This window comes from Psychrobacillus lasiicapitis, from assembly GCF_006861795.1.
Classification (GTDB): Bacteria; Bacillota; Bacilli; order Bacillales_A; family Planococcaceae; genus Psychrobacillus; species Psychrobacillus lasiicapitis.
In genome coordinates this window covers 109,392-119,176 of sequence record NZ_VDGH01000014.1, presented here as the reverse complement: position 1 = coordinate 119,176, position 9,785 = coordinate 109,392, and the positions used below count along the sequence as shown (strand labels likewise).

Annotated in this window: 12 protein-coding genes; 3 read left to right on the top strand and 9 right to left on the bottom strand. The window is 36.9% G+C overall.

Going from position 1 to position 9,785, the window contains the following annotated elements:
• The coding region (locus FG382_RS20595) for an IS3 family transposase (protein ID WP_142538606.1) at window positions 1-93 on the top strand (93 nt) is incomplete at its 5' end.
• 61 nt (window positions 94-154) lie between these two features.
• Here the strand turns inward: FG382_RS20595 and FG382_RS20590 are convergent.
• Window positions 155-1,036 carry a DMT family transporter gene (locus FG382_RS20590; protein ID WP_142540730.1) on the bottom strand — a complete coding sequence of 294 codons (882 nt, stop codon included), beginning with the start codon at window positions 1,034-1,036 and terminating at the stop codon, window positions 155-157.
• Window positions 1,037-1,093: 57 nt separating this feature from the next.
• Complete coding sequence (locus FG382_RS20585) at window positions 1,094-2,074, bottom strand: DMT family transporter (RefSeq protein ID WP_142540729.1); 981 nt, start codon at window positions 2,072-2,074, stop codon at window positions 1,094-1,096.
• Window positions 2,075-2,218: 144 nt separating this feature from the next.
• Here FG382_RS20585 and FG382_RS20580 point away from each other — a divergent pair, with 144 nt between their 5' ends.
• Window positions 2,219-3,106 carry a LysR family transcriptional regulator gene (locus FG382_RS20580; protein ID WP_142540728.1) on the top strand — a complete coding sequence of 296 codons (888 nt, stop codon included), beginning with the start codon at window positions 2,219-2,221 and terminating at the stop codon, window positions 3,104-3,106.
• Between the two features lie 83 nt (window positions 3,107-3,189).
• Here FG382_RS20580 and FG382_RS20575 read toward each other — a convergent pair whose 3' ends face one another.
• The 6 genes from FG382_RS20575 to garR all read right to left on the bottom strand — a co-directional run bounded on the left by FG382_RS20575 (window position 3,190) and on the right by garR (window position 8,564).
• Window positions 3,190-3,423 (bottom strand): hypothetical protein, encoded by a 234-nt coding sequence (locus FG382_RS20575; protein ID WP_142540727.1) that lies wholly within the window; start codon window positions 3,421-3,423, stop codon window positions 3,190-3,192.
• A gap of 20 nt (window positions 3,424-3,443) precedes the next feature.
• A complete protein-coding gene (locus FG382_RS20570) occupies window positions 3,444-3,764 on the bottom strand; it encodes an ArsR/SmtB family transcription factor (RefSeq protein ID WP_142540726.1) in 321 nt (106 codons plus the stop codon).
• Window positions 3,765-3,985: 221 nt separating this feature from the next.
• Window positions 3,986-5,308 (bottom strand): gluconate:H+ symporter, encoded by a 1,323-nt coding sequence (locus FG382_RS20565; protein WP_142540725.1) that lies wholly within the window; start codon window positions 5,306-5,308, stop codon window positions 3,986-3,988.
• 57 nt (window positions 5,309-5,365) lie between these two features.
• The gene (locus FG382_RS20560) at window positions 5,366-6,202 is read right to left on the bottom strand and encodes a class II fructose-bisphosphate aldolase (RefSeq protein ID WP_142540724.1); all 837 of its coding nucleotides are present in this window, start codon (window positions 6,200-6,202) and stop codon (window positions 5,366-5,368) included.
• A 19-nt stretch (window positions 6,203-6,221) separates the two neighbouring features.
• A complete protein-coding gene (locus tag FG382_RS20555) occupies window positions 6,222-7,667 on the bottom strand; it encodes a four-carbon acid sugar kinase family protein (protein ID WP_142540723.1) in 1,446 nt (481 codons plus the stop codon).
• Between the two features lie 3 nt (window positions 7,668-7,670).
• Window positions 7,671-8,564, bottom strand: coding sequence for a 2-hydroxy-3-oxopropionate reductase (garR, locus tag FG382_RS20550; RefSeq protein ID WP_142540722.1), 894 nt, complete (start codon window positions 8,562-8,564; stop codon window positions 7,671-7,673).
• A 242-nt stretch (window positions 8,565-8,806) separates the two neighbouring features.
• On the opposite strand from garR, the gene FG382_RS20545 reads away from it, so the two are divergent.
• The gene (locus tag FG382_RS20545) at window positions 8,807-9,442 is read left to right on the top strand and encodes a GntR family transcriptional regulator (RefSeq protein WP_142540721.1); all 636 of its coding nucleotides are present in this window, start codon (window positions 8,807-8,809) and stop codon (window positions 9,440-9,442) included.
• A 57-nt stretch (window positions 9,443-9,499) separates the two neighbouring features.
• Here FG382_RS20545 and FG382_RS20540 read toward each other — a convergent pair whose 3' ends face one another.
• Window positions 9,500-9,781, bottom strand: coding sequence for a hypothetical protein (locus FG382_RS20540; protein WP_142540720.1), 282 nt, complete (start codon window positions 9,779-9,781; stop codon window positions 9,500-9,502).
• Between the last annotated feature and the right edge of the window lie 4 nt (window positions 9,782-9,785).

Below are 9,785 nucleotides of genomic sequence, written 5' to 3'. Positions count from 1 at the left end.
TATATCGAGTATTACAACCATAAACGAATGAAGGCAAAATTAAAAGACCTAAGTCCAGTAGAATACCGAACTCAGGTCCTTGAAGCTTCTTAAAATATTTGTCTAACTTTATTGGGTCAGATCACATACGTAGAAACGCTTTTATATTCAAAAACTATATAAGTGATTTCATTTTATCCTTTTTCAAAAAACCAAACTTTGTTTCAGATAAAATAATCGCAAAAAGAATTAAAACAGCTCCAACAATCATTTTAAACGTCATTACTTCACTTAAAATGATAACCGAAAATGCCATTCCCCAAAAAGATTCTGTGGAAAGTATAATAGCCGCCTTTGTTTCGGATACGTACTTTTGTGCAACGGTTTGCATTAAATAAGCAATCGTTGTGGAAAAAACACCAAGATAAAGCAGATTCAACAACCCTTCTGTTTCCATAGAAAATGTACTTTCACCTCTGAAAGCAACAACAATCCAACCAATAGCAGCCGCCATAACCATTTGGATAATCGTTATAACAACGGGATCCTCTTCTTGGACAAACTTTGCTGTATAGAATATATGAAAGGCAAAACCGACTGCACAGCCAAGGGTAAGCAAATCCCCAACATTGATCTCAGAAGAAAGTTTGAGCGATAATATCGCCACCCCAATTACTGCTAAAACTGCTCCACCTAACTCATACATATCCATTTTTCTTTTATATAGGAAAAATCCTATAAAAGGAACAATGACCACATTTACTGCCGTTAAAAATGCATTTTTGGAAGGCGTTGTATATTGTAAGCCGACTGTTTGAAGGGCGAAAGCTAAGTATAAGAAAATGCCTAAAATAGTTCCTCTAATAAGCGTACTTTTCTTCATTTTCGCCAACTTTTTATAAAAGACAATGCTTAAAATAATAGCTCCGATTAAAAACCTTCCAGCCAAAATCTGATAGGGTGAATAATATTCAAGCGAAACGGCGCTAGCAACAAATCCACTTCCCCATATAATGGCTGTTGCTACTAGTAATATTTCACCGATATACCTTTGCACATAAACCACCAACCTTTTATCAATATTCCTAGTATAGCGTATAAAAGCGCCTAGCTTCTATAAAATTTCTTTCATAGAAGCAGACGCCTTAACTTTAGCTGTAGCAGCTGGTGTATCGTTCTGCTGTTTCTTCCGCAGAAACATATTATTCGCGATTAAAGAGAATATAATAAACGTAATGCCGATCAATTCCACATAATTTACTTGATTTCCTTGAATAAGGGAAATAACAAGTGTTGTTACGGGAACAAAGTTGATAAATAACAGACCATTTAATGGAGTAAGAATACTAACACCGACATTCCAGCCAAGCAATGCAATAAGACCTGGAAAAATAATCATAAATAATAAATGCGGACTTACAATCGTAATTGTTTCCATACTAGGCACACTTACATAACCTGTGAAGGTAAGGATAAGCACGATAACGCTTGCTGTAATAGTTCCTAGCAAACAGCTTAATGTAGAATATCTTAACGCTGACCACCCCCGAAACTCACTACCACCCATTGTGTAAACTACCCATCCAATAACCGCGATTAAAATAAGGATGGAAGGAACAAAATTGTCTGTTGCGGTTAGAAACGCTCCAAAGTTGCCTTTTGTAATAACTAGAGAGGCACCTATAAATGCGATTAATACACAAACTAATGTAAATGTATAAGGTCTGCGTCTATAAAGCATCCAGAAAATCACTATAGATATCATCGGCATTAATGATTCCATAATTGATGCCACCATTACTCCGGGTTCTCCTAACAAATCCTCTCCCCAGAAAATAAGTAAATTATAAACGGTGAAAGCCATCGTTCCAAAAAACCATAGAGATAGTCCCTTTCCCTCCAATTGAAACGCTTGTTTACCCTCTTTCCAAAGTAGTAATAGCACTAAAATGACTGTTACTGAGCCATAACGGATAATAGTAAAATAAAATGGATCTATATATTGAAAAGCAGCATGTGCAACGGGAAACATCGCTCCCCACGACACGCTCGCAACAAGACATAGTATTGCACCTAAAAGTACATTCCCTTTCACAACACATCACTCTCCTTTATTTACTTGCCTTATCTATTAAACAACAGGATTGGACATCATGTAAAATGAATAATAATGATGTTTGTTATCATTTTTAGTGATATCATATTAAGTAGAATAAAAGTGAGAAAGGGAGGAAGCTCAATGGAGTTTAAAGACTTAGAAATCTTTCAAATGGTTGCACAAAAAGGAACAATAACGGAAGCAGCAAAAGCATTAAGCTATGTGCAATCGAATATTACCTCCAGAATACATAAGCTGGAAACAGAGCTAAATACGCCACTTTTCAACCGTCATAATAGGGGTATGAGTTTAACTCCTGAAGGTAAGAAACTATTAGTATATTGCGAGAAAATATTAGCACTAACGAATGAAATGAGAAAAGTAGTACAAAGCGGAGAAGACCCTTCTGGTAAGTTAGAAATTGGATCAGTAGAAACAGTTATTAACCTACCAACAATATTATCTGCTTACACAAGGAAGTATAAAAACGTGGACCTTTCCCTCCTAACAGGTGTAACAGAACAATTGCAACAGGACGTGTTGAATCATCGTTTAGATGGAGCCTTTGTAACAGAATCAGATGTGCATCCAGACCTTGTTTCTCATGATGTTTTTCAAGAAGAGCTTGTGTTAATTTCAGATATAAAAGCAACTTCGTTAGAACAATTAATCGAGGAGCCTTTCCTTTGTTTTAGTAAAGGTTGCGGATATCGTGCAAGACTCGAAGCATGGTACAAAGATCAAAATATTACCCCTCAAAAGGTAATGGAATTTGGGACATTAGAGACCATTTTAAGTAGTGTTGCGGTAGGGCTTGGAATCACGTACGTCCCTAGATCCGCCGTTGCTCATTTAGAAAAGCGAGGACTTATCCAATGCCATATCCTTCCTGAAAAATATAGTAAGATCAAAACAATCTTCATCAGACGTTCCAATGCTTACCTAACGTCCACAATTGAAAAGTTTATCGAAACGATCGAACATACAAAATATGAAACGACAGAGCCATTATCTTTTATTACCAATTAAAAGGAAGTAATACACCGCGCTCTATCCGAGCAAAAAACCAACCTCTCCATTAGAAAGGTTGGTTTTCAACTGATCTATTTTCGTTACTCAACATCTTTAAGCATTTTCTCAATCGTACTTAATCTTTCATCAATCCCGTTTAATTTGGACTGTAGAAGATTGGTATTCTCTTTTTCTAAGGCAAGTCTTTCATCCGCTCGTCTTTCAAAACGTTTAACAACGCTCACTATAAATACTATGATTGCTACAAAAATTCCTATAAAAATAATTAAAGGAAGTAACGAAAGAAATATGCCGAATATCGTGATTCCATCCATATTTTCCACCTCAAGATTGCTTATTTTTTTCTTTTTATCGATAAAGATTTAGATAAATCATGTATTAGTTGTTCATTTAAGACAAAATGAATATCATTTAGCTGATAGTATTTCGCTGCTTGGCCAGTTTCTAAAATTTCCATATCGCTTGAAACAAGATTCGCCTCCTCTAATTTTTGTAGGTGCAAATACAATAACGGTCTGCTAATGCCAAGCTCACGAGCAAGATGGCTAACGTATTGTCGCCCCTCAGATAAAACCGCAATAATTTTTAAACGCTGTGGATTGGACAATGCCTCTAAAACCAGAAGTAATTCATCACCATTATTAAAATATATCATATGTAAGTATTTTATAACACATGTAATAAAATATCAATCGTTCCTAAGCTGTTGCAATGGGAAATTAAGAATTTGTCCAGGTTTTGAGATTTATTGTCCAATTTTTGATAGAGATCGTCCAACTATTAGATATGATTGTCCTACGCATCAAACAGGATGTTTTCAAGCAGCAAAAAAGCGCATTTCTCTACAATCCAATAGTAGAAAAATACGCTTTTTAGTTAAGAAATAATCATGTTAAGGATTAACACGCCAGCTAGTCCTACTAACGAAAGAATCGTTACCATAACGGACCACGTTTTAATCGTTTTCCCGATAGAAAGATTGAAGTATTCTTTGTAAATCCAGAATCCTGCATCATTCACATGGGAGAATGTAATACTTCCGGCACCTGCAGCTAACACCATTAGTTCGGGACTTATGCCCGTAATTCCTACTAAAGGAGCGGCAATACCTGCAGCCGTCATACCTGCTACCGTAGCAGATCCAACAGCTACTCGTAAGATAGCGGCAATCAACCAAGTTAGCAGTAATGGAGAAAGTGTTGAGCTAGCCATAATGTCTGCAATATATTGATCAATATGACTATCGATTAATACTTGTTTAAATGCACCACCGGCAGCGATGATTAAGAGAATCATTGCAATGCCACTAACCGCATCTGTAACCGATTGCATAACTTCTTTCATTTTTTTACCGCGATTCAGACCAAATGTAAAGAAAGCAAATATTACAGATAATAAGAGTGCCACATTGGCATTACCAATAAAATCAAAGAACGGCATGACAGCTGAATCTGGTGCTGCGATGACAACAATTACATGAGATGCGATTAAAATAACCGGCATCAATGCTGTAATAAGACTTGTAGCAAATCCAGGCATTTCATCTTCCGTAAATTCTTTCGGATTAAAAAGTCCTTTTGGAATTTCGACTTCTAAAGATTCCTTTTTAAAAAACTTCGTAAATAATGGTCCACCAATAATAATCGCAGGAATCGCAATAATGACTCCATATACTAATGTTCTTCCAATGTCTGCATCGAACACACTAGCAATAGCAGTTGGTCCTGGATGCGGAGGAACAAAACCATGCATCGTTATAAGTGCAGCGATTACCGGCATACCAATATATAAAACTGGTACTCCAGCGGCAGTTGCAATCGTAAATACTAAAGGAATTAATACAACAACTCCTGTTTCAAAAAACAAGGCAATCCCGACGACAGAAGCGGTCAAAACAGCTGCTAATTGAACTCTCTTTTTCCCAAACGCATGAATAAGTGTAGTAGCAATACGCTGTGCCCCACCTGAGTCTGTCATTAACTTACCAAGGATTGCCCCAAAGATAATAATCATCGTCAGGCTTCCAAGTGTTCCACCTAAACCGCCCTGAACAGATGTCATAGCTTCTAGTGGTGTCATACCTTCTAATATACCTACAACAAGCGAAACTAAAATAAGCGAGATGAAAGCGTTTAACTTAAATACAATCATTAATAGAAGTAGAAGCGCAACCCCTATACAAACAGATACTATTGGCATTCGAATTCCCCATTTCGATTTAGAAGCTTGTCCCCATGCAAGACACAGGGACATTTCTTATTTATTTGCAAATAAGCGTACAAATTTGGTCATGACAGATTCCATTGTTTGTTGCATTTCTTCCATAACTGTTGAAAGATGTGGCATTTGTTTCTGCTCAAAAGCATTTTGCAGATAAGTAACAGCAGCCATTGATACTTCCGTATTCACATTGACTTTGCATATTCCAAGTTGAACAGCTTGTTTCACGATTTCATCCGGAGTCCCTGATCCACCATGTAGCACAAGTGGTACATCAACAGCTTGCGCTATTCTTCCTAATAGCGGCAAATCAATTTTCGGCTCCCCTTTATACATACCATGAACTGTTCCGATAGCAGCAGCTAAAAAGTCCACTCCTGTTTCTGCAACAAAATCTTTTGCAGACTGTGGATCCGTTAATGTGCCATCTCCTTCTTCCTCATCAGAGAAATCACCTTTTGCTAAAGATCCAATTTCAGCTTCTACCGATACGCCAGCCTTATGTGCGATTTCCACAATTTCTTTTGTACGACGAATATTTTCTTCTATTTCATAAGCTGATCCGTCAAACATAACAGATGTAAACCCGGCACGAATGGCACGAATGATTGACTCTTTTTCATACGCATGGTCTAGGTGCAGTGCAATAGGAACTGGAGACTTTTCTGCGACGGCTTTCACCAGTCCGGCAAAACCTTCTACATCAACGCTTGGAAAGTAACGCTCACCTAATGCAATAATTACTGGTTGGTTTTCCCGTTCTGCCACACGAATAGCTGCCTGAACTGTTTCTAGACTGTATACATTAAATGCAGCGACTGCATATTTACCGGCTTGTGCATTTTTTAACATTTCTTTTGTATTAACTAGCATGTAAGTTTCCCCCTAATCATTACTTATTTAAGATTTCTACTGTATCTTTTAAAGTTGTAACTGCACCAACATTACCTGGGAAAATAATGTATGCAATGCCAGGAAACTTACTTTCTTCTCCGGTAAACCATACAGGAATACCTGGTTGAATTTGACCCGCTACCGTTGCACGTTTTACTTCTAATCCTTTTGTACCGATATCACTAGATGTGATACCGCCTTTTGCGACAATATAATTTGGACGCACAGTCAGTCGTTGAACAATGCTTGTAACCGCATCGGAAATTTTAACGGATAGTTTTAATTCTTCTTCTTTTTTACCTTCACCTAGATCTAGTCTTTCACGATTCGTGTAAACAGTAACTGTTTTACCTTCACGAATGAAGTTTTCAGTAGTTGAAATCACTCGATCTATTTCTTCTTGGAATTTTTCAGGCTGCAATACAAGATGCGTATTAAATTCAATGAACTCAATGAAATTACTTGTTTTCAATACTTCAAGCTGTTCCGTCGTTTTTTTCACATGCGATCCAACTAGGATTAATCCACCATGATTCGTTTCTTCTTGGATTAATTCTTCCCTTGTTAACAGTGCTTTATCGCTTACTCCTCCAATTACTTTTGTTAGCGCAGCTGCACTTCGGAACATAAATTGTTTCCCTGATTTGATCGCTTTAACTAGTGCAATCACAAAGATTTCTACATCAACATAGTCTACAGCATTTACCACCACTTTATTGAAATCCTTTACTTGCATTAATTGATTGGAAATTCCTTCAATATCAAGTGATCGTAAGCTTTCAAGTGAAATATATGTAGCGTTTTCCGCTGTGAATTTGCCAGCTGATTTTTCTTCTACGTATTCACCTAAATGTGATTTTGTATAGCCGAATGTTCTGTCTTTCGCAAATTCAGTCTCCCCAGCAGGTACTAAATATTCTCCGTATTGTACGTAGTGGATATTATCTACTGTAAAGCGACCACCTTCTTTGAAAAACGGAATAATTACTTCACCATCAAATTGGATATTGGAAGTTGCTTCGATTGTATCTTTTAATACTTCCGTTTCCAGTGGGTAATGACCTCTTAAAGTAGAATCTCCTCGACTAATAACGATAAACTCTTTATTTTGTTTTTTGGCTACTTCTGCAATATTCATAGCAATGTCCGTATGCGCTTTTTTGGTTTCTGCAGCAGTAAATCCGCGAGAATTAGTTAGTATAAAAAACATAGAATTCTCTTCTTGGAACCCTTTTTCCATACTTTCTACAGACCAATCTGTGTAAACAGAAATTCCATGAACCGTTTGTACGCCTGTTGGGTCGTCGTCTAGTACGATGATTTTTTTATTTAAATCAGCTAATTCATTCGCAAGCATGTCTTTTACGGTTTGTCTATCCACAGCTTGGATCTTTTCTAAGACTTCCTCAGCGACTCTCTTTTCTGTACTATCAATTGTCGTCATGAATCAAACTCTCCCAACTTCAACATTTGCAAGTTTTTCAAAGTATTGAACAATACCACCGTGATCGTCTGCTGCTTTCCCGTCTACTTTTAATGCGTGGAAAATTTCTAATAGTTGGCTAGACAAAGGCATCGGTACGCCAAGACTATGAGCTGTATCCATTACGTTTGTTATGTCTTTCATGTTAATATCAATTCTTCCGCCAGCTACGAAATTACGATCTAAGATAAGTGGAGCTTTCGCATCAAGTACTGCACTTCCTGCAAGTCCACCACGAATCGCTTGATACATTTTCTCTACATCAATACCTGCTTTTGCAGCTAATACGAGTGCTTCAGACATCGCAGCGATGTTTAGGTTTACAATTACTTGGTTTGCTAATTTCGCAGTAGTTCCGCTTCCATTGCCACCAACTAAAGTCACTTCTGCACCCATCGCATAAAGAACGTCTTTAACTTGCTCAAATACTTCTTCTTTACCACCGACCATGATGGCAAGCGTACCATCTTTTGCTTTTGGTTCTCCTCCACTAACAGGAGCATCTAACATTTCAACACCTTGTTTTTCAGCAATCGCAGCAATTTCTTTAGAAACAACTGGTGTTATAGAACTCATATCAATAATTACTGCACCTTTTTTTGCTCCACTTAGAACGCCGTTGTCCCCAAGCACAACTTGTTGTACGTGATGAGAAGCAGGAAGCATTGTAATAATTACGTCACTGTTTTCTCCGATTATTTTGGCTGAATCTCCAGCGGTTGCACCTGCATCTATTAAAGTTTGAACTGCCTCTTTGTTTAAGTCGTTCACGATAACTTCGTACCCTTTAGCCAACAAGTTCAATGCCATAGGTTTCCCCATGATTCCCAAACCGATAAAACCAATTTTTTTAGACATAATTATTCCTCCTATATATGTTAGTGTTCCTAATTTGAATGTGTACCATACGTTTTAATAATCTCTATCTGAAACCGTTTACAATAACTTTAACATTTTATATTGTATACTCTTTTCATTATTTTGTATACATTTTTGTTTATTTCGTACACTAAATGGACACTTTATAGATTAGTACTTTCTTTCCTTAATTTATTTTGATAAATTTGATAGTAATGAAATAGATAATTGGAGTGAAAGCAATGACTCAGTACGATAAAAATTCTCGCTTTGCTTCCAAACAAGCATATGAGGTAATTCGTGATCGGATATTGAATGGAGATATGCCAGGTGGCACAAAAATTGTCGAAGAAAAATTAGCCGCTGAATTAGGATTTAGCCGGACCCCTATTAGAGAATCATTGCGACAATTAAATTATGAAGGGCTTATCGTCAATAAAAAGGTCGTACAGCCTACAGAAAAAGATTTACGAAACTTGTTTCAAGTAAGAAGTCTACTAGAAGGATTCTCAGCAAAAGCAGCAGCAACCTATTTACCTGAAGAAGACTTAAACGCTCTTTCTAATTGCATAAAAGTAGGAAGAGAAGGAACTATTGAAGAAATCATGGATGCAAATGAACGCTTTCATGAAATTATTGTTCAAGCCAGCGGTAACGCACTTATGATAGACACTATTCATCGTATGAAATCCATTATCTATCTTTTTCGTAAGACCGTGGTGCTTTATAATCGCCCTCGATTAATAGATGAGCATGAGGAAATATACGAAGCGATTAAAGCAAGGGATGGTGAAACAGCGAAGCAGCTTATGGAAGACCATTTGAACAAGGACTTAGATTTTTGTCTTCAAATACTAAATAGTACAAAAAATGCATAACAAAAAGGTAACAAATAAGCGATTAGACCCCGCTCAGTTGTTACCTTCTTTTGTATGTTATAGTCTTATAAAAACCTCTGTACCATCTTTCGCCTGAACGTCAACAATCTCAAGTCCTCTATGACTTTTTAATTCTTTCACAATTTTCCCTAGTTCCTTTTTGTCTAACTGCGGAATGGTAAATGTCATTTCTTTTTCCTTCATAGATTCCTTTATCCATTTATTCATTTGTTTATGCAAAAACTCTGAAGAAAGTAGGAGAATACCTAGATTTATGAATAAATACGGAACAGGAATAGAAAACCGTATCCCTTCTGTTTTTACTTTTACGCTAATCATATTA